The 20452-nt window shown below is 72.1% G+C and carries 22 protein-coding genes and 1 riboswitch; of the genes, 17 read left to right on the forward strand and 5 right to left on the reverse strand.

Annotated elements, in window-relative coordinates:
- Nucleotides 1-104: 104 nt before the first annotated feature.
- The 3 genes from AB0M82_RS17230 to AB0M82_RS17240 are packed head-to-tail and all read left to right on the forward strand — an operon-like array spanning nt 105 to nt 4417.
- Nucleotides 105-1256 (forward strand): exonuclease SbcCD subunit D, encoded by a 1152-nt coding sequence (locus AB0M82_RS17230; protein WP_364722510.1) that lies wholly within the window; start codon nt 105-107, stop codon nt 1254-1256.
- Nucleotides 1253-4204 (forward strand): SMC family ATPase, encoded by a 2952-nt coding sequence (locus tag AB0M82_RS17235; protein ID WP_364722512.1) that lies wholly within the window; start codon nt 1253-1255, stop codon nt 4202-4204. The genes AB0M82_RS17230 and AB0M82_RS17235 overlap by 4 nt, the downstream gene beginning before the upstream one ends.
- 21 nt (nt 4205-4225) lie before the next feature.
- On the forward strand, nt 4226-4417 hold the full coding sequence (locus AB0M82_RS17240) for a DUF1737 domain-containing protein (protein WP_364722514.1): 192 nt from the start codon (nt 4226-4228) through the stop codon (nt 4415-4417).
- Between the two features lie 13 nt (nt 4418-4430).
- On the opposite strand, the gene AB0M82_RS17245 is transcribed toward AB0M82_RS17240, so the two are convergent.
- Complete coding sequence (locus AB0M82_RS17245) at nt 4431-5825, reverse strand: AlkA N-terminal domain-containing protein (protein WP_364722516.1); 1395 nt, start codon at nt 5823-5825, stop codon at nt 4431-4433.
- 114 nt (nt 5826-5939) lie between these two features.
- Between AB0M82_RS17245 and ychF the strand changes: the two genes are divergently transcribed.
- From ychF to AB0M82_RS17275, 6 genes are all read left to right on the forward strand, one after another.
- The gene (gene ychF, locus AB0M82_RS17250; protein WP_364722518.1) at nt 5940-7022 is read left to right on the forward strand and encodes a redox-regulated ATPase YchF; all 1083 of its coding nucleotides are present in this window, start codon (nt 5940-5942) and stop codon (nt 7020-7022) included.
- Between the two features lie 35 nt (nt 7023-7057).
- Entirely contained in the window at nt 7058-7183 is a 126-nt protein-coding gene (locus AB0M82_RS17255; RefSeq protein WP_364722520.1) for a DUF1905 domain-containing protein, read from the forward strand.
- Nucleotides 7184-7202: 19 nt separating this feature from the next.
- A complete protein-coding gene (locus tag AB0M82_RS17260) occupies nt 7203-7658 on the forward strand; it encodes a nucleoside 2-deoxyribosyltransferase domain-containing protein (RefSeq protein WP_364722522.1) in 456 nt (151 codons plus the stop codon).
- Between the two features lie 136 nt (nt 7659-7794).
- A complete protein-coding gene (locus tag AB0M82_RS17265; protein ID WP_364722523.1) occupies nt 7795-7938 on the forward strand; it encodes a hypothetical protein in 144 nt (47 codons plus the stop codon).
- A 100-nt stretch (nt 7939-8038) separates the two neighbouring features.
- Nucleotides 8039-8629, forward strand: coding sequence for an ArsR family transcriptional regulator (locus AB0M82_RS17270; protein ID WP_364722525.1), 591 nt, complete (start codon nt 8039-8041; stop codon nt 8627-8629).
- A complete protein-coding gene (locus tag AB0M82_RS17275; protein WP_364722527.1) occupies nt 8629-9096 on the forward strand; it encodes a hypothetical protein in 468 nt (155 codons plus the stop codon). The genes AB0M82_RS17270 and AB0M82_RS17275 overlap by 1 nt, the downstream gene beginning before the upstream one ends.
- Nucleotides 9097-9555: 459 nt before the next feature.
- Here AB0M82_RS17275 and AB0M82_RS17280 read toward each other — a convergent pair whose 3' ends face one another.
- Nucleotides 9556-9852 (reverse strand): 4a-hydroxytetrahydrobiopterin dehydratase, encoded by a 297-nt coding sequence (locus AB0M82_RS17280; protein WP_364722529.1) that lies wholly within the window; start codon nt 9850-9852, stop codon nt 9556-9558.
- 32 nt (nt 9853-9884) lie between these two features.
- Nucleotides 9885-9990: riboswitch (TPP riboswitch) on the forward strand.
- Nucleotides 9991-10012: 22 nt separating this feature from the next.
- Here AB0M82_RS17280 and AB0M82_RS17285 point away from each other — a divergent pair.
- The 5 genes from AB0M82_RS17285 to AB0M82_RS17305 all read left to right on the forward strand — a co-directional run bounded on the left by AB0M82_RS17285 (nt 10013) and on the right by AB0M82_RS17305 (nt 14773).
- Complete coding sequence (locus tag AB0M82_RS17285; protein ID WP_364722531.1) at nt 10013-11062, forward strand: thiamine ABC transporter substrate-binding protein; 1050 nt, start codon at nt 10013-10015, stop codon at nt 11060-11062.
- An 83-nt stretch (nt 11063-11145) separates the two neighbouring features.
- Nucleotides 11146-12708 carry an iron ABC transporter permease gene (locus AB0M82_RS17290; protein ID WP_364722672.1) on the forward strand — a complete coding sequence of 521 codons (1563 nt, stop codon included), beginning with the start codon at nt 11146-11148 and terminating at the stop codon, nt 12706-12708.
- Entirely contained in the window at nt 12708-13724 is a 1017-nt protein-coding gene (locus AB0M82_RS17295; protein ID WP_364722533.1) for an ABC transporter ATP-binding protein, read from the forward strand. The genes AB0M82_RS17290 and AB0M82_RS17295 overlap by 1 nt, the downstream gene beginning before the upstream one ends.
- Nucleotides 13725-13856: 132 nt before the next feature.
- On the forward strand, nt 13857-14231 hold the full coding sequence (locus tag AB0M82_RS17300) for a hypothetical protein (RefSeq protein ID WP_364722534.1): 375 nt from the start codon (nt 13857-13859) through the stop codon (nt 14229-14231).
- Complete coding sequence (locus AB0M82_RS17305; RefSeq protein WP_364722536.1) at nt 14228-14773, forward strand: roadblock/LC7 domain-containing protein; 546 nt, start codon at nt 14228-14230, stop codon at nt 14771-14773. Before AB0M82_RS17300 ends, AB0M82_RS17305 begins: the two co-directional genes overlap by 4 nt.
- A gap of 4 nt (nt 14774-14777) precedes the next feature.
- Here AB0M82_RS17305 and AB0M82_RS17310 read toward each other — a convergent pair whose 3' ends face one another.
- From AB0M82_RS17310 to AB0M82_RS17320, 3 genes are read right to left on the reverse strand one after another with little or no spacing between them, the layout of a single operon-like run.
- Nucleotides 14778-15665: an ABC transporter permease subunit gene (locus AB0M82_RS17310; protein WP_364722538.1), complete on the reverse strand. Its 888-nt coding sequence runs from the start codon at nt 15663-15665 to the stop codon at nt 14778-14780.
- The gene (locus tag AB0M82_RS17315; RefSeq protein WP_364722540.1) at nt 15662-16660 is read right to left on the reverse strand and encodes an ABC transporter ATP-binding protein; all 999 of its coding nucleotides are present in this window, start codon (nt 16658-16660) and stop codon (nt 15662-15664) included. Before AB0M82_RS17315 ends, AB0M82_RS17310 begins: the two co-directional genes overlap by 4 nt.
- Nucleotides 16657-17754 (reverse strand): outer membrane lipoprotein carrier protein LolA, encoded by a 1098-nt coding sequence (locus tag AB0M82_RS17320; RefSeq protein WP_364722542.1) that lies wholly within the window; start codon nt 17752-17754, stop codon nt 16657-16659. The genes AB0M82_RS17315 and AB0M82_RS17320 overlap by 4 nt, the downstream gene beginning before the upstream one ends.
- 147 nt (nt 17755-17901) lie before the next feature.
- Here AB0M82_RS17320 and AB0M82_RS17325 point away from each other — a divergent pair, with 147 nt between their 5' ends.
- Genes AB0M82_RS17325 through AB0M82_RS17335 form a run of 3 tightly spaced genes read left to right on the forward strand, consistent with a single transcriptional unit; the run spans nt 17902 to nt 20347 of the window.
- A complete protein-coding gene (locus tag AB0M82_RS17325) occupies nt 17902-18618 on the forward strand; it encodes a response regulator transcription factor (protein ID WP_364722544.1) in 717 nt (238 codons plus the stop codon).
- Nucleotides 18615-19937: a HAMP domain-containing sensor histidine kinase gene (locus tag AB0M82_RS17330; RefSeq protein ID WP_364722546.1), complete on the forward strand. Its 1323-nt coding sequence runs from the start codon at nt 18615-18617 to the stop codon at nt 19935-19937. Before AB0M82_RS17325 ends, AB0M82_RS17330 begins: the two co-directional genes overlap by 4 nt.
- An 11-nt stretch (nt 19938-19948) precedes the next feature.
- Complete coding sequence (locus AB0M82_RS17335; protein WP_364722548.1) at nt 19949-20347, forward strand: NUDIX domain-containing protein; 399 nt, start codon at nt 19949-19951, stop codon at nt 20345-20347.
- The last annotated feature ends 105 nt before the right edge of the window (nt 20348-20452 follow it).

The raw sequence follows: 20452 nt of genomic DNA on the forward strand, positions 1-20452 counted from the left end.
CAGGGCGTGTCCGATCTTGCCCGCTCGGGTTCGTACACACGTTCGAGTGAGCTGGCGGCGAGCCTTCGCGGTTTCGTCGGGGCCGGGTCGTAACCTTGCCCACCGTGAGATTCCTGCACACCTCCGACTGGCACGTCGGCCGCACCTTCCACGGTGCCGACCTGCTCGCGGAACAGGACGCGGTGCTCGGGCACCTCGCCGACCTCGTGGCCGGCGAGTCGGTCGACGCCGTCCTGGTGTCAGGCGACATCTACGACCGCGCGGTGCCTTCGGCCGAGGCTGTCCGGGTCGCCACCGCGGCCGTCGCCCGGATCCGCGCGGCCGGTGCGCAGCTGGTCGTCACGCCGGGAAACCACGACTCGGCGCCGCGGCTCGGCGCGTTCGCGGAGTTCGCCGCGGCCGGCGGCCTGCACCTGCGCACCACCGTCGGCGGGCTGGCCGAGCCCGTGCTGTTCGGCGACGACCACGGCCCGGTCGCCGTCTACGGAATCCCTTATCTGGAGCCGGAACCGGCGCGGCACGCGCTGGGCGTGCCGGACGCGCGCGGCCACACCGGCGTGCTCACCGAGGCCATGCGCCGGATCCGCGCGGACCTCGAAACGCGGCCGGGCACCCGATCGGTCGTGCTCGCGCACGCCTTCGTCACCGGCGGCGAGCCGACGGACTCGGAGCGCACGATCGCGGTCGGCGGGGTCGAGCAGGTGCCCGGCTCGGTCTTCGACGGAGTCGACTACGTGGCGCTCGGCCACCTCCACGGGCCGCAGCGGCTCGCCGAGCACCTGCGGTACTCCGGCAGCCCGCTGGCGTACTCGTTTTCCGAGGCGCGCCAACGCAAATCGGTCTGGCTGGTCGACCTCGACGCCGACGGCCTCGCCGAGGTCCGCCGCCGCGAGCTGCCGGTGCCGAGGGCGCTCGCGACGCTGAGAGGCGACATCGAAGGGCTCCTGAACGATCCGGAGCACGACGCCTACCTGGATCACTTCCTGTCGGTCACGGTCACCGACCGGGTGCGCCCGGTGGACGCGATGCGACGGCTGCGCGAGCGGTTCCCCCACGCGGTGCACCTGGAGTGGGAGCCAGAGGGCGGGTACGCCGGCGCCCCGCTGCGGTACTCCGACGCCGTGCGCGGCCGGTCCGACATCGAGATCTCGCGGGGCTTCCTCGACGACTGCCGGGGCGCCCCGGCGACCGAAAGCGAAGAACAGCTGCTGTTCAAGGCCCTGGAAGCGGCCGACCGGGGGGCCCTCGCGAAATGAGGCTGCACAGGCTGGAGGTCGAAGCCTTCGGGCCGTACCGCGCACGCGAGGTGGTCGACTTCGACGTGCTCGGCGCCGACGGTCTCTTCCTCCTGCACGGCGAAACGGGCGCGGGCAAGACCACGCTGCTCGACGCGATCGCGTTCGCGCTGTTCGGCGTGGTCCCCGGCGCGCGCAACGAGGCCAAGCGGCTGCGCTGCGACCTGGCCGAGCCCGACCAGGTCACCGAGGTCGCGCTGGAGCTCACCGTGCAGGGCCACCGGCTGAAGATCGTGCGCAACCCGGAGTACCAGCGGCCGAAGCGGCGCGGCGAGGGCACGACCACCCAGCAGGCGAGGGTGTCGCTGAGCTGGGTCGGCACCGCGCCCGCCGGGCTGCCGCCGGAGGGCCTGATCCGGATCGAGGAGGTCGCGCGCACGATCGAGCGGCTGCTCGGGATGACCGCGGCCCAGTTCTTCCAGGTGGTGCTGCTGCCGCAGGGCGAGTTCGCCCGGTTCCTGCGGTCGGACACCGCCGAGCGCGAGAAGCTGCTGGAGCGGCTGTTCGGCACCGAGCGCTTCGCCGACGTCGAACGCTGGTTCGCCGACCTGCGCGCCGAGCGCGGCCGCGAGCTGGAAACGCGGCAGCGGGACATGCGGGAGCTGTTGGCCAGGTACGCGCAGGAGGCACAGCAGGACCCGCCCGAGTCCGACGTGGCCGAGTGGGTCGACACCGTGCTGGCCGCGGCGGCCGAGCGGGTCGGGCAGGTCACCGCCGAGGAGGAGCTCGCCCGGTCGGCCGCGCGGCGAGCGGACGCCTACCTGCAGGAAGAACGCGCCGGCGCGGAGAAGATCCGCCGGGTCCGCACCGCGCACCTGCGGCTCGTCGAGATCACCGAGCAGGCGCCACAGCGCGCCGAATGGGCGCGGGAGGTCGCGGCCGCGCGGCGGGCCGCCGGGGTCGCCGTGGAGGCCGACCTGCTGGACCGGCGGGCCGCCGAGCTGACCGAAGCCGAGCAGGCGGAGCAGGCCCGCGGCGCCCGGCTGCGGGAGTTCGGCACCCGGGCGACCGGCGACCTCAAGGCGCGGGCGGCCGCCGCGCGCGAAGAAGCCGGCGCGGTCGCGGAGCTGGTCGCCGAGGCCGAGCAGCAGCAGCTCGACATCATGCGACGGGACGACCGGAAGCTCGTCGCCGTGACGGCCGGGCAGCAGGTCGAAGAGCTGACCGCCGCGTTGGCCGCGATCCCCGGCCAGCTGGCCAAACTGCGCGCGGACGCCCTCAAGGCGGCCGAAGCCGAGGCGAAGCTCGATGGCGCCAAGGCGAAGGTGGACGAGCTCAGGGCCGTCGCGCGCGACGCGGCCGAGCTGCCGGAGGCCCACGCGAAAGTCGCGCGAGGCGAAGCGAAGCTGCGCGAAGTCATCGACGCGCACCAGGCAGCCCGGCAGCGGCGGCTCGACCTGCGTGAGCGGCGGCTCGACGGGATGGCGGCCGAACTGGCCGCCGCGTTGCCGGACGGCGCGCCGTGCCCGGTGTGCGGCTCGGCGGAGCATCCGGCGCCGGCGAGCCGGGACGCCGAACTGGTCGACCCGGCCGAGGAACGTGCCGCGGAGGAAGCCGAGCAGGCGGCGGACGCCGTGCGGCAGCGGGTCGTGGTCGCGTTGGAAGAAGCGAAGGCACGGCTCGCCGGGCTCGTCGAACGGCTGGCCGGGCGCACGTCCGAGTCGATCACCGCCGAGCTGGCCGAAGCTCGCGCCGCCGTCACCGCGCTGACCGAGCAGGCGTCCGGAAAGGCGCGGCTCGGCCGGCAGGTCGTCCTCCTGGAGCGCGACCTCGAAGCGCGAGCCGAACGTCGCCGCCAGGCCGAGCAGGCGGCGACCGAAGCGACCACCGACGTCCGGGCCCTGGAGGAACGGCTGGCCGAGCGCGAACGTCGGCTCGTCGTGGGGCGGGGCGAGTTCGCGGACGTCGGCGCCCGGCGAGAACATCTGATCGGGCTGGCCGAGGCGCTGGAGGCGGTCGCGGAGGCCCGGACGGCGGTCGCGGGCGCCCGGGAGCGGGTGGCGCAGCAGCGCACGCTGGTCGAAGCGGCGGTCAAGGCGAAGGGGTTCACGTCGCTGAAGAAGGCGCGGGCCGCGATGCTGCCGGACGAGCAGATCGAGAAGCTGGAACAGGGCATCGCCGAGGCCGAGGCGGCCGCGGCGGGCGCGCGGGCGCTGTTGTCCGAACCGGATCTCTTCGGGATCTCACCGGACGACGTCGCGGACGTCGACCGTGCGGCCGACGCGGCCCAGCTGGCCCGGGCACGCGCCGACTCGGCGTACGCGGCGCTGCGCGTGGCCACCGCCCAGCACGAGGAGCTGACCCGGCTGGCCGGTCTGCTGCACAAGGCGCTCGCCGGGCTCGCGCCGGCCGAAGCCGAGTACGCCGAGCTGCGCGCGCTGGCGGAGGTCGTCAACGGGCGCGGGCAGAACAGCCGCAAGATGTCGCTGCGCTCGTACGTGCTGGCGGCGCGGCTGGAAGAGGTGGCGGTCGCCGCCACGCACCGGCTGCGCACCATGAGCCAGGGGCGGTACTCCTTCGTGCACTCGGACGCGGCCGGGGCGCGTGGCACCCGCGGCGGGCTCGGCATCGACGTGCTGGACGACTATTCGGGCACCATCCGTCCGGCGAAGACGCTGTCCGGAGGCGAGTCGTTCCTCGCGTCGCTCGCGCTGGCGCTGGGGCTGGCCGACGTCGTCGCGGGGGAGACCGGTGGCGCGCTGCTGGACACGTTGTTCGTCGACGAAGGCTTCGGCACGCTGGACGCCGAAACGCTCGACGTGGTGATGAACATCCTCGACGAGCTCCGCGCCGGCGGCCGGGTGGTCGGCCTGGTTTCCCACGTCGAGGAGCTGCGGCAGCGCATCCCGACGCGGCTGCGGGTCCGCAAGTCCCGCACGGGCTCGACAGTGGAGGTGCGCGCCGGCTGATCATTCGGCCAAGATGGAGCCATGACGGAACAGCCGCCGAACGGCCTGCCCCGCTACCGGATGCTCACCGGTCCGGACGACGCGAAGTTCTGCCACCGGGTCAGCGAGCAGCTCGAACTCGGCTACCGCCTGTACGGCTCGCCGGCCGTGACGTTCGACGGCAACCAGGTGATCGTGGCCCAGGCCCTGCTGTGGCAGGGCGAGCAGGGCTGAGGCCGTTGCGGTACTAGGCCGCGCGCCGGAGGTACATCCCGGCGTACGAACACCACGGCGTCCAGCTCCGCGCCCGCTCCGGAAGCGTGTCCGGCGAGATGCCCAGCGCCGCGGCGCCGCGCCGGACGGCGGGGTCGTCGGCCGGGAGGATGTCCGGTGCCCCGAGGACGCGCATCAGCACGTAGCCGGCCGTGGCCGGGCTGACCCCCGGGCACTCGAGGAGCTCCGATCTCAGGTCCGCGGCGTCCCGGCCGATGTGCACGTGCAGGCGACCTTCGGCCAGCGCCGCCGCGACACCGGTGACGGTCGCGTCATGACCGGCCGTCGCGACCTGCGCAGCGCTCGGGAACAGCCGCGTGACGCCGAACTCGCCCGGCACCTCCTCGCCGAGGCACACCGGGGTCTTCCCGAGCAGAGCGCGCAGCATGAGTTCGTCCCCGTCGACCGCGCCTGGGACGCGGATTCCCGGTACCGCCGCGACGATCGGCGCCAGGGCAGGGTCGGCGCCGAGCACGCGGGCGACCGCCGCGGGGTCGGCGTCGAGGTCCAGCAGCCGCCGCACGCGGCTGACCGCGCTGCCGAGGTCGCGCAGGTCGGCGAGCAGCAGTTCGCAGCGCACGTGGTCGGCTTCCGGCGTCAGCCGGACGACGCCGGTGCCGTGCGCGAGTCGCAGCGTCCGGGCGTACCACTCGTCGGTGGCCTTCTCGACGCCCGGAACCGCGTGCTCGGCGAAGAAGCGAAGCAACCCAAGAGCGTCGAAAGGCGGCCGGAAAGGCAACCGCAGGCTGAGGCGCGTGGAGCCTTCGCCTGTCGCGCGGCCGCGTCGCAGGCTCGCCGCGCGAAGCTGCGAAGGCGTCGTCGCGAACACCTCGCGGATCGTCTCGTTGAACTGCCGCACGCTGGAGAAGCCCGCCGCGAAGGCGACGTCCGTCAGCGGCAGCCCGGACATCTCGATGAGCAACCGGGCGGAGTGCGCGCGGTGCGCCCGGGCCAGCGCGAGCGGCCCCGCGCCCAGCTCGGCGGTGAGCACCCGGCCGAGCTGGCGTTCCGAGTAGCCGAGCCGCCGCGCGAGGCCGGGGACGCCTTCGCGTTCCACGGTGCCGTCGGCGATCAGGCGCATCGCCCGCGCCGCGAGGTCGGCGCGGACGTTCCAGTCGGGTGAGCCGGGCACGGCGTCCGGGAGGCAGCGGCGGCAGGCGCGGAAGCCGTTGGACTGCGCGGCCGCCGACGTCGGGAAGAAGCGGACGTTCTGCACCTTGGGCGTCGACGCCGGGCAGGACGGCCGGCAGTAGATGCCGGTGGTGCGGACGGCCATGATGAACTGGCCGTCGAAGCGCGAGTCGCGGGCGGTGACCACGCGGTAGCAGCGCTCGGCGTCTCGCCAGAGTGCGAGCGTGTCGGTGACCATGGATCCGAGCATGCCAGCAGGTCAGCGCCGTCGCTGGCGGAAATCCGACGCGGCGCTGGGTGCGCGGGGCCCGACCGGGGGCGGCCGCGAACCGGCCACGTAGACTTCGGGGTCGTGAGTCTTACCCTCGGTATCGTCGGCCTGCCCAACGTCGGCAAGTCCACCCTGTTCAACGCGCTGACCCGCAACGACGTGCTCGCCGCGAACTATCCGTTCGCGACCATCGAGCCGAACGTCGGCGTGGTCCCGCTGCCGGACCCCCGGCTGGACAAGCTGGCCGAGCTGTTCAAGTCGGAGAAGACCGTCCCCGCCGTGGTGTCCTTTGTGGACATCGCGGGGATCGTCAAGGGTGCGTCCGAGGGTGCCGGGCTGGGCAACAAGTTCCTCGCGAACATCCGTGAGGCCAACGCGATCTGCCAGGTCATCCGCGTGTTCGACGACCCCGACGTGATCCACGTCGACGGCCGGATCGACCCGTTGAGCGACATCGAGACGATCAACACCGAGCTGATCCTCGCCGACCTGCAGACCCTCGAGAAGGCCGTCTGGCGGCTGGAGAAGGAAGCGCGGACCAAGAAAGAAGCGAAGCCCGCGCTCGAGGCCGCCCAGAAGGCGAAGGAGATCCTCGACAGCGGCCGCACGCTCTTCTCCGCGCAGAAGGACGTCGACCTCGAACTGCTTCGCGAGCACAGCCTCCTGACGACGAAGCCGTTTCTCTACGTCTTCAACGCCGACGAAGGTGTCCTCACCGACGACGCCCGCCGCGAGGAGCTGACCAAGCTGGTCGCGCCCGCGGACGCGGTGTTCCTCGACGCGAAGGTCGAGGCGGAGCTGCTGGAGCTGGACGACGAGGAGTCGGTGCGCGAGCTGCTCGAGTCGGTCGGCCAGCCGGAGCCGGGCCTGTACTCCCTGGCCCGCGCCGGCTTCCACACGCTCGGCCTGCAGACGTACCTGACCGCGGGCCCCAAGGAGTCGCGCGCCTGGACGATCCCGCAGGGCGCGACGGCCCCCCAGGCGGCGGGCGTCATCCACACGGACTTCGAGCGCGGCTTCATCAAGGCGGAGATCGTCTCGTACGACGACCTGATGGAGGCGGGCTCGATGGCGGCGGCCCGCGCGGCGGGCAAGGTCCGCATGGAGGGCAAGGACTACATCATGACCGACGGCGACGTGGTGGAGTTCCGCTTCAACGTCTGATTCCGGTCCAACGTCTGCCGCCTAGGCTTCGCCTCATGGTGCTCTTCCCCCATGACGGCCGCCATCTGATTCCGCTCAAGGACGCCGTCCGGAAGGCCGAAGGCATAGAAGAGGGTGACGTCGTGGTGGTGGTGCTGTGTCCCGCCCGGCGAAATGAATGATGTCCTGGAGGTCCGCTTCATGACCGTGGTGGTCGCGCCGAACCGGCCGGCGTCACCGCGACGGCCGGGGATCTTCCTGGCCGGCGGTATCAGCGACGTGGGCGACTGGCAACGGGACGCGATCGAACACCTGCGACCCGTCTGGCCGGTCGTCTACAACCCGCGCCGCGCGATCTTCCCCATGGGTGACGACGCCGAGGGCGCCCGGCAGATCCGCTGGGAGTTCGACCACCTCGCACTCGCCGACGCGATCCTGTTCTGGTTCTCGTTCGAGACGACGCAACCGATAGCGCTGTACGAACTGGGGCGCTGGGCCGCCTCGGACAAGCCGCTCGCGGTCGGCGCCGACCCCGCCTATGAGCGCCGGTTCGACGTCGTTCAGCAACTCGGACTCGCCCGGCCGGGCCTGCCAGTCCACGCCGACCTGGAGTCGACCTGCGCCGCCGCCAACCGGTGCGTCGGCGCTCGTTCGTAGCGGCCACATCCCTCGGGTGAGGGAGGAATCCCCACCCGAGTACCTGAACTTGCGTGATGTTGATCGGCGCCGGATTGTGGTGGAGTTCCGCTTCAACGTCTAGGTCCGCTTCGCCGCGAGGTCATAGTCTGGCCGGGTGACCAGCGACCTGGAGTTGTCTTTCGCGCGTTCGGCGGACAGGTTGAGGTCCTCGCTGCCGGCGTTCCCCGCTGAAGGGCGGCTCTACTACGAGCGCCTTCTGGGCATCGCGGAACTCGCACTGGAGCGTCTCCAGTCATGACGTTGCCCGGTCGAGTTCCGCTTCAACGTCTGACCTGGACCTTCAGTGATGGTCTGCTACTAGTTGTTACTTTCATTGGGCGCAGGATATACTGCGCCCAATGAAAGCTTCGCCGAGCCTGTTGCCGTTGCTGCGGTCGCGCATGCAAGGTGAGCTGCTCGCGCTCGTGCTGCTGCACCCGGACCGCGAGTACGCCATCACCGAGCTCGCCGAGGCCTGCGGTGTCACGCCGACGGCCGTGCTCCGCGAAGTCGAGCGGCTGGTCGGCGGCGGCATTCTGGAAGATCGGCGAGTGGGCCGGAGCCGGCTCGTCAAAGCCCGCACCGACACCCCGCTCTACCGGCCGTTGAGCGAGCTCATCTCGGTCACCTTCGGGCCGTTGCCGCTGCTCGCCGAGGCCTTGTCCGGGCTGGCGGGCGTGCGCGAGGCCTATATCTACGGGTCCTGGGCCGCGCGCTACGGCGGCGAATCGGGACCGCCCCCCGGCGACGTCGACGTCCTCGTCGTCGGTTCGCCTGATCCGGACGCGCTTTTCGACCTGGCCGAGCGGGTGTCGCGGCGGCTGGGCCGCGAGGTCAACGTCCACCGGATCTCGCCCGCGTCGTGGGCGGCGGCGAGCACCACGGATCCGTTCCTCACCAGTGTTCGTGAGCGTCCGCTGGTCCAGTTGCAGCTCAGCCAGGAGGCTTGATGACCCGGTGGAACCAGGGGCGCGAAACGATCGACGCGCACATCGCGCGCGGCGCCATCGAACACGTCCCGGCCTCGCGGGAGGCCGCCGAGGCGGAACTCGTCCGCGCCCGCACGCACCTCGCTTCGGCGCGGCGGCTGCTGGACTCGGATCCGGAAGGCGCCTACACGCTGGCTTACGACGGCGCCCGACGTGCACTGGCGGCCGTATTGCAGAACCAGGGCCTGCGGGTGACGAGCCGTGGCGGCCACGTCACCGTGTACGAGGCGGTTCTCGCGCAGCTCGATCCACCGCTGGGGTCGCTTTTACGTCCCTTCAACCGGATGCGGGCCCGACGCAACGAGGTCGCCTACCGCTCCTCCGAGGCCCCTTCGATGACCGCGGAGGACGTGACCGCCGACTTGTCGAAGGTGGAGGCTCTCATCGAGGTCGCCGAGAAGGCGATCCCGAACATGCCACGCTACTGAGTGAACCGCGCTCGAGCGGGTGGCCTCGACCGTCGGATAGTGGCGCTCGCCGCCTGAAGAACCTGCCGGATCCGAAGATCCGGCAGGGGCTCGCGAACTAGCCGAGCAGGCCCAGCAGCGCGATGGTGATCAGCACCACCGCGGTGGCGACGGTGTTGATCCAGGCGCGCTGGGTGGCGGTGAGGGCGGCGGTGTTGTTCATGGCGTTTCCTAGGGCTGAGCCGATGCTTCCGCCTGCTCAGCGCCTTGATCATGCCGTTCGTTAGCGGCTGTGATCGAACTCACCGGTAGTGTTCAGCCATCCAGGTGACGACGGTTGCGGACGGTGAACCAGAGCACGCCTCCGGCTGCCGCCACCATCGTCGCGAATGCTGCCGTTCCCACCACGATCGCCTGGGTCATGCCACGTCCTTCCGTCTCTCGGTTGTCTACCGAGAGACGCCGGACCTGCGCTTTCGTTCACCCGGAGTAGCCGGGATCACAGATCACCGAGTCGATCCGCGCGGCCAGGTCGAAGTCCTTCGCGGTCAGGCCGCCGGCCGAATGCGTGCTGAGCCGGAAGGTCAGGGTGCGCCAGCGGATGTCGATGTCCGGGTGGTGATCGGCCGCCTCGGCCAGCGCCGCGACGCGGTCCACCACCTCGATCGCCTGCGGGAAGCTCGCCAGCTCCACCTCGCGGGAGATCACCGCCCCGGAGCGTGTCCAGCCGGTACCCAATCGTTCGTCGGCCTCGGAGTCGCTCAAGATTTCCGTCATGTCTCCATGGTCGTACGTCCTGGACTACGCTGCACGGTTGCCACGGGAGTCCGGCGAGCCGGGCTGAGAGGCGGGTCACCCGCGACCGTTCGCACCTGACCGGATCATGCCGGCGAAGGGAGGGCTTCACCTCCTCGTCCGGAGAAGTGCAGGAGGGTAGATGAAACGCAGGGCTGTTCGCGCCGCGACGGCCGTCGCGGTCGTCAGCGTCGTCGCCACGGGGTGCTCGCTGTCCGACGGCGAAGGTGGCACGCAGCAGACGCCCACCGTCACCCTCGTGACGCACGATTCCTTCCTGGCGCCGCAGGAGGTGCTCGACGCCTTCCAGAAGCAGTCGGGCATCAAGATCTCCGTGCTCAAGCAGGGCGACGCCGGTTCGCTGACCAACAAGCTGGTGCTGACCAAGGCCAACCCGATCGGTGACGTCGCGTACGGCGTCGACTCGACCTTCGCCTCGCGTGCGCTGCAGGAGGGCGTCTTCGAGCCCTACACCAGCCCGGAGGCCGACCGCGGGCCGCAGCGCTACGCCGTCGACCCCGAGCACCGGCTGTCCGCGGTCGACGTCGGTGACGTCTGCGTCAACGTGGACACGAACTACTTCAGCGCCAAGGGGATCCCGGCGCCGGACAGCTACGACGACCTGGCCGACCCGAAGTACAAGGACCTCCTCGTCGCCGAGGACCCCGCGACGGCGTCGCCCGGCCTGGCTTTCCTCCTCGGCACCATCGCGAAGTACGGCGAGGCCGGCTGGAAGGACTACTGGTTGAAGCTGAAGGCCAACGGTCTCAAGGTGGTCAGCGGCTGGGAAGAGGCCTACACCAAGGAGTTCTCGGGCTCGTCCGGCAAGGGACCGCGGCCGATCGTCGTCTCGTACGCGTCGTCGCCGGCCGCCGAGGTGGGCGAGGACGGCAAGCCGCGCACCAAGGCACTGCTCGACACCTGCTACCGGCAGGTCGAGTACGCCGGTGTGCTGGCGAACGGCAAGCAGGCCGAGAACGCGCACAAGGTCGTCGATTTCCTGCTCTCGCAGCAGTTCCAGGCGACCGTGGCGGCCAACATGTACGTCTACCCGGCGCGCCAGGGCGTCGACCTGCCCGCGGGCTGGGCGCAGGTCGCGCCGTTGCCGCAGAAGCCGGAGACACTGCCGGCGGACCAGGTGCAGGCCGGACGCGAGAAGTGGATCGGCGAATGGCGCACGCTCGTGCAGTGACGTCCGGTGCCCGGAGCTCCCGAAAAGCACCGGTCCTGGCCCCGCCGCGGACCGCCCGGGGGCTCGGCCTGGCGCTGCTCGGGCTGGCCCCGATCGGGTTCCTGGTGGTGTTCTTCGCCTGGCCGGTGCTGGCGATCGTCGGTCGCGGGTTCGCCGCGGGCGGTCTCGACGTCGTCCTGGGCGACCCGCGGACCTGGCAGCTGGCCTGGTTCACCGTGGCGAGCGCGGCCGCGTCGACGGTCGTGGCGGTGCTGGCCGGGCTGCCGGTGGCGTTCCTGCTGGCCCGGGTGCGGCTGCCGGGCGTCGGCCTGGCGCGGACGCTGGTGCTGGTGCCGTTCGTGCTGCCGACCGTGGTGGTCGGGCTGGCGTTCCGGGCGCTGTGGCCGGACGGCGGCGTGCTGCCGATCGTGCTCGCCAACGCCTTCTTCAACGTCGCCGTCGTCGCGCGGACCGTCGCCGGGCTGTGGGCGCGGCTGGATTCGCGGACGACCGACGCGGCCCGCGCGCTGGGCGCGTCGCCGTGGCGGGCGTTCCGCTCGGTGACGCTGCCCGCGCTGGCGCCCGCGATCGCGTCCGCCGCGGCGGTGGTGTTCTTGTTCTGCGCCACCAGCTTCGGGGTCGTCCTGATCCTCGGCGGCGCCCGCTACCGGACCCTGGAAACCGAGATCTACCTGCGAACCGTCGATCTCCTGGACCTCTCGGGGGCCGCGGCTCTTTCACTGATCCAGTTCACGGCCGTGGTCGCCGCGCTGGTGCTCGGCGGGCTGGCGCGGCGGCGTAAGGAGGGGGCCCGGATCGGCGCGGGCCAAGCGCGACGCCCTCGCGGCGGCGAGTGGTGGGTCGTCGGCGCCGCGGGTGTCGTGCTCGCGCTGCTGGTGACACCGATCGTCGCGCTCCTCGTCGAATCGGTGTCCACTGAGGACGGCTGGTGCCTCGCCGGGTACCGGGCGCTGACGAGTACCGGTGAGAAGGGCGCGCTGCAGGTGTCCGGCTGGGACGCGGCGCAGAACTCGCTGAAGGTGGCCATCGACGCGACGCTGCTGGCGATGGTGGTCGGTGTGCTCGCGTCCGTGGTGCTGGTCGCGCTGCGCCGGTCGCCGGCGCGGGCCGCGCGCGGGCTCGGCGAGACGATGGACGCCGTGCTGATGCTGCCGCTCGGGGTGTCCGCGGTGACCGTCGGGTTCGGCTACCTGGTGACGCTCGACGCGCTGCCCGGCGACCTCCGGACATCGCCGTACCTGGTGCCGCTGGCCCAGGCGCTGGTGATCACCCCGCTGGTCGTGCGGATGGTGCTGCCGGTGCTGCGCTCGGTCGACGTCCGGCTGCGGCAGGCCGCGTCGACGCTCGGGGCGAGCCCGCTGCGGGTGTGGCAGGAGATCGACCTGCCGCTGGCGGCGCGGCCGCTGGTCGCCGCGGCCGGGTTCGGGTTCGTCGTGGCGCTCGGCGAGTTCGGCGCGACGAGCTTCCTCGCCCGGCCGACGGCGCCGACGCTGCCGGTCGCGGTCGCGACGCTGATGGCGCGCCCGGGTGAGCTGAACAACCAGATGGCGTACGCCGCGTGTGCGCTGCTGATGCTCGTGACGGTGCTGTCGGTCGCGTTCATCGACCGCTTCGGGGCGGCGCGCGGCCGGGTGGGGGAGTTCTGATGGCGCTGTCGGTGCGGGACCTGACCGTCCACTACGGATCGTTCGCGGCGGTGCGCGACGTCCGGCTGGACATCGCCGACGGCGAAGTGCTGGCGCTGCTCGGCCCGTCGGGGTCGGGGAAGTCGACGCTGCTGCGCGCGATCACCGGGCTGGAGCCGTCGGCGCGCGGCTCGGTGAGCTGGGACGGCGAGGACCTCGGCGCGGTGCCGGTGCACCGGCGCGGGTTCGGCCTGGTGTTCCAGGACGGCCAGCTGTTCGGCCACCGCGACGTCGCCGCGAACATCGCCTTCGGCCTGCGGATGCACGGCGTGCCGCGCTCGGAGTGGGCCGCGCGCGTCGCCGAACTGCTGGCGCTCGTCGGCCTGACGGGCTTCGAGAAGCGGCGGGTGACGGAGCTGTCCGGCGGGCAGGCCCAGCGGGTCGCGCTGGCGCGGGCCTTGGCGCCGAAGCCGCGGCTGCTGCTGCTCGACGAGCCACTGTCCGGGTTGGACGCCGGGTTGCGCGAGCAGCTGGCCATCGACCTGGCGGATCTGTTGCGGCGCAGCAAGATCACGACGCTGCTGGTGACGCACGACCAGGAGGAGGCGTTCACGCTGGCCGACCGGGTCGCGGTGCTGGACGCCGGCGAGGTCCGGCAGGAAGGCGCGGTCCGGCGCGTGTGGCGCAACCCGGCCGACGACGATGTGGCGCGTTTCCTCGGCGTGACGACGTTGGCCGACGGCGTCGCGGCGGGCGGGATGGTACATACGTCGTTCGGTGACGTCGCGCTGGCGGACGTCGCCGACGGCCCGGTGCGGCTCGGCCTGCGGCCCCACGCCCTGCGGGTGGCCGCTTCCGGAGTGGCCGGGGAAGTGGTGGCGGCCGTGCACCGGCGGGAGCACGTGCGGCTGGTGGTCCGGCTCGAGGAGCCTGAAGAGTCCACTGTGGATGCGGTCGCGCCGGCCGCGTCGGATCTGCGCGCGGGCGACCGGGTGCGGCTGGAGTTCGACCCGGACGGCGTGGCGCTCGTCGGCTGATCCGTCCGAAGTCGACCCGGTGGCGGAACTTTCGTCTTGGTATTACTCCAAATGGCGTTATGTTCAGTGTCGATCAAGGCCTAAAGTGACCCGCACCACTAGGCGTCGAACCGGCCTGAGGAGTTCCCCCGCATGAACCTCGACACAGCACTGAAAGAGGCGATGGCCATCGGCGGCGCGCTGGGCGCCGCGGTGGTCGACTACGGGAGCGGGATGTCGCTGGGCTCCCTCGGCGGTGGGGAATGGCTGGACCTGGAAATGGCCGCGGCGGGCAACACCGAGGTCGTGCGCTCGAAGCTGCGGGTGATGTCCGCGCTCAAGCTCAACGACGACATCGAAGACATCCTGATCACCCTGCGCCGCCAGTACCACCTGATCCGCCTGCTGGAACCGTCCCAGCGCGACACCTCGACCCTGTTCCTGTACCTGGTGCTGGACCGGGAACGGGCGAACCTCGCGTTGGCCCGGCACCAGCTCAAGCGCATCGAAGCCGACCTGGTCGTATGACGATGGTATCGGCGGGGACACCCGCGGATCGCCCCGCGCTGCCCAAGCGCGGGCTCGCCTCGGCGATGGCGGTCCCGGCGCCGGCTGGGCCGGCCGCGGCGGAACTGTTGTCCCGCGCCGACAAAGCGGCGGTGAACGAGGCGCTGCGGGACATCCGCGGCCGGATCGACTGGAACAACGTCAAGGGGCTCCTGGCGGCCAGCCGGGACGGTCTGCTGCTGTGCAGCGACACCCGTGACATCGAGGACGACAGCGTCGCCGCCATGTCGGCGTCCGCGGTGGGGCTGGCCATCCAGTTCACCGGGCGGGCCGGTGTCGGCGCGCCACGGGCGGCGATCTTCGAAGGCGCGGACGGCCACGTCGGCGTCTTCCCGATGCCCGAAGGCATCCTGCTGGTCGTGCTCGGCGAGCGGGACACCACCATGGGCTTGTTCAACGTCGCCGCGAGGCAGGCGTTGTCGCTGTTCCAGAAGGCTGTCGCCGACCGGCGGGTGCGCGGTGTCCGCGACATCGCACCCGCCGCCGGCGCCGAGGAGGAGTGAGACCTCAGCCGTCCCGAGTGGACAATCGAGCGTAGGCCAGCGAGAGCCCGATCACGATGTAGCAAGCCGCCCGCAGGGCTCCTTCGCCGAGCATCTGCGTGCCCATCGGGTCCTGGAGCACCTCCGCCGGCGCCATCGACCAGTTCTGCGTCAGCAGGAACGGGTGCAGCCAGTCCAGCGAGGTCAGGAACCCCAGGATGGTGAACACGATGTCCGCCGCCAGCACGGACGCCACCACCAGCATCGGGTGCTCGGTCCAGCTGGAGATCGCCAGCGCGACCGCGCCGACCGCCCACAGCTGGAGCACCACCCAGCCCGCCACCACCAGGATCCGGGCCAGCGCGCCGCCGAACGACAGCGTCGTGCCCGACAGCGTGAACAGCGAATCCGTGCCGTTGATGATCAGCCCGGTCACCACGCCGGTGAAGCACATCGCCAGCACCGAGACCACCGACACGGTCGCGACGCCGAACGCCTTCACCGCGAGCAGGCGGCCTCGCCCGACCGGGGCGATCAGCCAGCCACGCAGCGTGCCGTGCGACGTCTCGCCGGCGATCGCGTCCGCTCCCGCCATGGCCGAGGCCAGCGGCAGGAGCAGCGCCAGCGACATCACGATCGCCGCGATCGGCAGGACGAACGCGTTGTTCACCGCGGACGCCAGCAGGGCGCCCCCGCCGTCGTCGGGACCCCCGCCGCTCCCCGGCTGCTCGTCGACCAGCGTCAGGCCGATCCCGATGATCACCGGGATCAGCGCGAGCAGGCCCAGCACCGCGAGAGTCCGCGGCCGCCGGAAGATCCAGCGCAGCTCCGCGGCCAGCAGCCGGGTCAGCGGCACCGTGTCGTGGCCCGTGCGGGCCGCCGGTGCGTTCGGTGCGTCCAGTACGGCCGTCATTCCGTTCCCCCCGAAGAACCGTCCACAGAGGACTCCGTCAGCCGGGCGAACAGGTCTTCCAGCCCGGTGCGGGCCCGCGTCGCCTCGTGGACCGCGACCCCCGCGCCCACCAGGACCCGCAGCACCCGCGGCGCTTCCGTCGCGGTGAGGTCGGCGCGGACGCCGTCCGGCGTGAGCCGCGCGCCGATCCGGTTCTCCCGCAGCACTTCCACCGCGAGGTCCGCGTCCGGCGTGCGGACCAGCAGGGCCGCGTTCCCGGACTCCAGCAGCTCCGCCAGCTCGCCCTGCGCGACGACGTTCCCGGCCTGCAGCACGGCCACGTGCGTGCACGTCGCCTCGACCTCGGCCAGCAGGTGCGACGACACCAGCACGGTGACGCCCTCGGCGTGCAGCTCGGCGACGATCCTGCGGATCTCCCTGGTACCAGCAGGGTCGAGGCCGTTGGTCGGCTCGTCGAGCACGACCATCTTCCGCGGCACGAGCAACGCCGAAGCCAGCCCGAGCCGCTGCTTCATGCCGAGCGAATACCCCTTGTAGCGCCGGCGGGCCGCCCCGGTCAGCCCGACGCGCTCCAGCGCGGTGTCCACCGCGGCGGAAATCCCGGCGGAAGCCAGCCGCGGTTCCGCCGCGGCGAAGCGCAGCAAGTTGTCGCGTCCGGACAGGAACGGGTGGAAGCCCGGCCCCTCGACCAGCGCGCCGACGTCCGGCAGCGCGTGCGCGGCGGCGTCCGGCATCGAACGGCCGAGCAGCTCGACCTCGCCCTCGGTCGGCCGGACCAGGCCGAGCAGCATCCGGATGGTGGTCGTCTTGCCCGAGCCGTTCGGCCCGAGCATCCCGACGACCGCGCCCTGCGGGATGTCCAGGTCGACGTGGTCCACCGCGACCGTGCTGCCGTAGACCTTGCGCAGTCCCCTGGTGCGCGCGGCGAGCGGGACCGCCGGGGCGGAGACCTCCGAAGAGGTCTCCGCCCCGGACTCCACAGCCGTGCTGGTCACTTCTGGCCCAGCGCTTCGTACAGGACCTGCTCCGGCACCGCACCGGCGGCGAACCGGCCGTCGTCGGTCAGCACCGCGCTGCCCACCTTCGTGGTGACGAGGTAGCCGCTGCCCCAGGTGCCGCTGACCTTCTTGGCGAACCGCTCGAGCAGCGCCTTCGGGTCGGCGTTGGCGCCGCCCCTGCGCTCACCGGACTGCTGCTTCGGCGCCGCGTTCAGCGCTTCCGCCGGAACCTTGCCGGTGATGACGGTGTCCCAGCCGTCGCCGACGACCTTGACGTCCTGCTTGGCCTGCTCGGCCAGGTCCTTGGCGTGCTGGTCGACCTTCGGGGTCTTCTCCTCCACCTTGGCGCCCTTCGGCGGGGTGAAGGTGAAGAGGTCGGCCGGCTGCTGGGCGAACTGGATCTCGGTGAACGCGACCTCGAGCGCCGGCGTCGCCGTCCCGTTGCTCAGCACCGACACCCGCAGTGGCATCCGCGTCTGCGAGTCGACCGCGACGCGGATCTCGCGCAGCAGCGTGCGTTCGGTCGGCTTCGGCGTCAGCACGAGCTCGTAGGCCGGGCGGTCCGCGACGGTCGCGGTGCCGTCGACCGACACCGTGCTGCTCTCGCGGACCTTCGCCAGCAGCTCGGTGCTCGCCGCGATCGGGTCGGCCGTCTTGTCGCTGCCCGCGCCCTTCTGCTGGGCCACCTCGGCCGGGACGGTCACCTTCGTCGCCGTGTTCGTCTTGGAGCTGTAGTCCCAGACGGTGGTGCCGTCGTGGACCACGGTCTCCTGGCTCGCACCCTGCGTGACGGCCAGCCGGCTCTTGCCCGCGCCGTCGGAGAAGATGTGCGCCGAGTCCATGTTCAGTGCCGACGCCCCCGGCACCGCGTTCCCGATGGCGGGCAGACCCAGGTCGTTGCTGACCTTGACCGTGCCGTCGAACGCGCCCGGCTTCGCCTTCACGACCGACTGGACCAGCTCTTCGGCGCTCACCTGCGGCAGCGCCGGCTTGTCGTCGGCGCTGGCCGGCATCGCGACGAACGCGAGCCCACCGGCACCGAGCGCGGTGCCGAGAACCGCGGCGGTGATGCCCTTAGTCTTCGGTTTCATGCGTCTCTCCCTGTGGTGTCCCGGACTCGAGTGTGCCCGGCTCCCTGGCCACGACGCTTCCCTCTCGAGGCTGAGATACCCCTGAAGGTTCTCCCTCTCCGGCTGAGATCGTGCTGAGAGATCCCACGGGACCTGCGTAAACCGGCCATGATGAGTGTCGTGAAACCTCGGGTGCTGGTGGTCGACGACGAACCGGGCGTGCGGAAGGCGCTGCAGCGCGGGCTGCGCGCGGAGGACATGGACGTGGTCACCGCCGCGGACGGCCCCACCGGCCTGCAGCTGGCGAGCACGGGCTCGTTCGACGTCGTGCTGCTCGACATCATGCTGCCGGGCCTGTCCGGCTACCGCGTGCTGGAGCGGCTGCGCAAGGACGGCGTCACCACGCCGGTGCTGCTCGTCTCGGCCAAGGACGGCGAGATCGACCAGGCCGACGGCCTCGACCTCGGCGCCGACGGCTACCTCGTCAAGCCGTTCTCCTTCGTCGTGCTGGTCGCGCAGGTCCGCGCGGTGCTGCGCCGGGCGGGGCCGGAGGCCGGCCGCGGCACACTGCGGCTCGGCGCGCTGGAAGTCGACCGCGGGCTGCGGCAGGTGCACTGGAACGGCGAAGAGGTCGGGCTGAGCCCGCGGGAGTTCGCGCTGCTGGAGGTGCTCGTCGGGCGGGCGGGCACGGTCGTCACGAAGGACGAGCTGCTGCGCGCGGTCTGGGGCGAGGAGCAGGCCGTGACGCGCAACCTCGTCGAGGTGTACGTCGGTTACGTGCGGCGCAAGCTCGACGCGGTCGGCGCCGGCGCGTTGCTGCGGACCGTGCGCGGGCACGGCTACCTGGCCTCCGACGCGCAGCTCGACGAGGTCATCACCCCGTGATCTCGTGGTGGCGGGGCCGGTCCCTGCAGGCCCGGATCACCGTGCTGGCCGCGACGATCACCCTGGGCTGCCTGCTCGGGCTGGCCGCGCTGGCCGCGGCCAACCTTTCGCCGCTGCTCATCGACTCGGTCGACCGCGAGCTGACCGGCGCGCTCGGCCCGGCCGGCGCCGAGGTGAGCGCGGGCCGGCCGCTGTCCGGCGCGGCCCCGGTGACGCTGCGGGTGCTGGACATCGCGGGCACGCCGGTGGACGGCGGCACCCCGACCGGCCTGGCGCCCGCCGACGTCTCGACGCTCAAGGCCGGGCAGCCGGTGAGCCGCGACGGCGCGCGGTACCTGGGCACGGTCGTCAGCGCGCCGGACGGGGCGCAGCGGCTGGTCGTGGCCGGCGCCGGACTGGTCGGGTTCTCCGCCGCCGTGCACTACGGCGGGGTGTGGCTGGTCGTCGTCGCGTCGATCGGCGCGCTGGTGGCGGGCTTCGCGACGTGGCTGGTGGTGCGGCTGTCGCTGCGGCCGGTGGCGCGCATGCGGGGCTCGGTGCGGGCGTTGCCGCCGGGCGCGCGGCTGGCGCTGCCGGACTCGCACGACGAACTGCGTGCGCTGGCGGAGGAGTTCAACGCCCTCCTGGAACGGCAGGAGCAGGCGAGCGACCGGCTCCGGCGGTTCACCGGCGACGCCGCGCACGAGCTGCGGTCGCCGGTCGCGTCGATCCGCGTGCAGGCCGAGGTCGCCGTCACCAACCCCGATCCGGAGCTGGCGCAGGAGACGCTGTCGGACATCCTCACCGAGGCCGAACGGCTCTCGGCCCTGCTCGACGGACTGTTGTCGCTGGCCCGTTCGGACGCGGGGGAGGTGCCGCCCGCGGAGCCGGTCGAGCTGGTCAGCGAGGTCCGCGCCGCGGTGGCCCGGCTCCCGGCGGGTGCGCCGGAAACGCGGGTGAGCACCGCGGTCGCGCAGGCCTGGGCGTCGGCGGCGCACGGGGAGGTCGAGCTGGTGCTGGACAACCTGCTGCGCAATGCGTGCCGCTACGCGCGCGGCCAGATCGTGGTGTCGGTGCTGGCGTCGCGGTCCTCGGTCCGGGTGGTGGTCGACGACGACGGGCCGGGGATCGCCCCGGAGCACCGGGAGAAGGTGTTCGACCGCTTCTACCGCATCGCCGACGACCGCGCCCGCACGTCGGGCGGCACCGGACTGGGCCTGGCGATGGTGGCGGAGACGGTCCGCCGCCGGGGCGGCCGCGTCCAGGTGGGCGAGTCCCCCGACGGCGGCGCGAGGTTCGTGGTCGTCTGGCGCGCGGCCGGTGGCGGGGGTTCCGGGTAGATTCCCGGGCTGTGAACGGTGTGATCGTGGGTGCTGCCCTGGTGCGCGACGGCAAGCTGCTGGCTCAGCAGCGGGCGTGGCCGCCGCGGCACGCGGGGCAGTGGGAGCTGCCCGGTGGCCGGGTCGAGGAGGGGGAGTCCGAGGCGTTCGCGCTGGCCCGCGAGTGCAGCGAGGAGCTCGACGTCGTCATCGAGGTCGGCGCACGCGTCGGCGAGGACGTCCCCTTGCCCGGCGGGAAGGTTCTCCGGATCTACGCCACTTCGCTCGTTTCGCCCGGTGAAGAGCCCCGCGCGGTGGAGCACCTCGCCGTCCGCTGGCTCGGGCCCGACGATCTCGACGACGTCGACTGGCTGCCCGCCGACCGGATCCTGCTTCCCGCCTTTCGCGCCCTCCTCGATCAACGGCCGTGAATGTCGCATTGAGGGACTTGAAGTCCCTCACCGTGTCGGACCCGGCCGCGGTCACGGCCGCGATCCTCGACGCCGTCGACGGCTCGTCCGCGTAAGGAATCCGGG

The sequence above is a fragment of the Amycolatopsis sp. NPDC051128 genome (assembly GCF_040682715.1).
Taxonomy (GTDB): domain Bacteria; phylum Actinomycetota; class Actinomycetes; order Mycobacteriales; family Pseudonocardiaceae; genus Amycolatopsis.

Bases quoted from the DNA above. Each gene is read 5' to 3' on its own strand.
- AB0M82_RS17235 (WP_364722512.1), top strand. From the start codon at position 1,253: ATGAGGCTGCACAGGCTGGAGGTCGAAGCCTTCGGGCCGTACCGCGCA.
- AB0M82_RS17240 (WP_364722514.1), top strand. From the start codon at position 4,226: ATGACGGAACAGCCGCCGAACGGCCTGCCCCGCTACCGGATGCTCACC.
- AB0M82_RS17245 (WP_364722516.1), bottom strand. From the start codon at position 5,825: ATGGTCACCGACACGCTCGCACTCTGGCGAGACGCCGAGCGCTGCTAC.
- AB0M82_RS17255 (WP_364722520.1), top strand. From the start codon at position 7,058: ATGGTGCTCTTCCCCCATGACGGCCGCCATCTGATTCCGCTCAAGGAC.
- AB0M82_RS17260 (WP_364722522.1), top strand. From the start codon at position 7,203: ATGACCGTGGTGGTCGCGCCGAACCGGCCGGCGTCACCGCGACGGCCG.
- AB0M82_RS17270 (WP_364722525.1), top strand. From the start codon at position 8,039: ATGAAAGCTTCGCCGAGCCTGTTGCCGTTGCTGCGGTCGCGCATGCAA.
- AB0M82_RS17275 (WP_364722527.1), top strand. From the start codon at position 8,629: ATGACCCGGTGGAACCAGGGGCGCGAAACGATCGACGCGCACATCGCG.
- AB0M82_RS17280 (WP_364722529.1), bottom strand. From the start codon at position 9,852: ATGACGGAAATCTTGAGCGACTCCGAGGCCGACGAACGATTGGGTACC.
- AB0M82_RS17285 (WP_364722531.1), top strand. From the start codon at position 10,013: ATGAAACGCAGGGCTGTTCGCGCCGCGACGGCCGTCGCGGTCGTCAGC.
- AB0M82_RS17295 (WP_364722533.1), top strand. From the start codon at position 12,708: ATGGCGCTGTCGGTGCGGGACCTGACCGTCCACTACGGATCGTTCGCG.
- AB0M82_RS17300 (WP_364722534.1), top strand. From the start codon at position 13,857: ATGAACCTCGACACAGCACTGAAAGAGGCGATGGCCATCGGCGGCGCG.
- AB0M82_RS17305 (WP_364722536.1), top strand. From the start codon at position 14,228: ATGACGATGGTATCGGCGGGGACACCCGCGGATCGCCCCGCGCTGCCC.
- AB0M82_RS17310 (WP_364722538.1), bottom strand. From the start codon at position 15,665: ATGACGGCCGTACTGGACGCACCGAACGCACCGGCGGCCCGCACGGGC.
- AB0M82_RS17320 (WP_364722542.1), bottom strand. From the start codon at position 17,754: ATGAAACCGAAGACTAAGGGCATCACCGCCGCGGTTCTCGGCACCGCG.
- AB0M82_RS17325 (WP_364722544.1), top strand. From the start codon at position 17,902: ATGATGAGTGTCGTGAAACCTCGGGTGCTGGTGGTCGACGACGAACCG.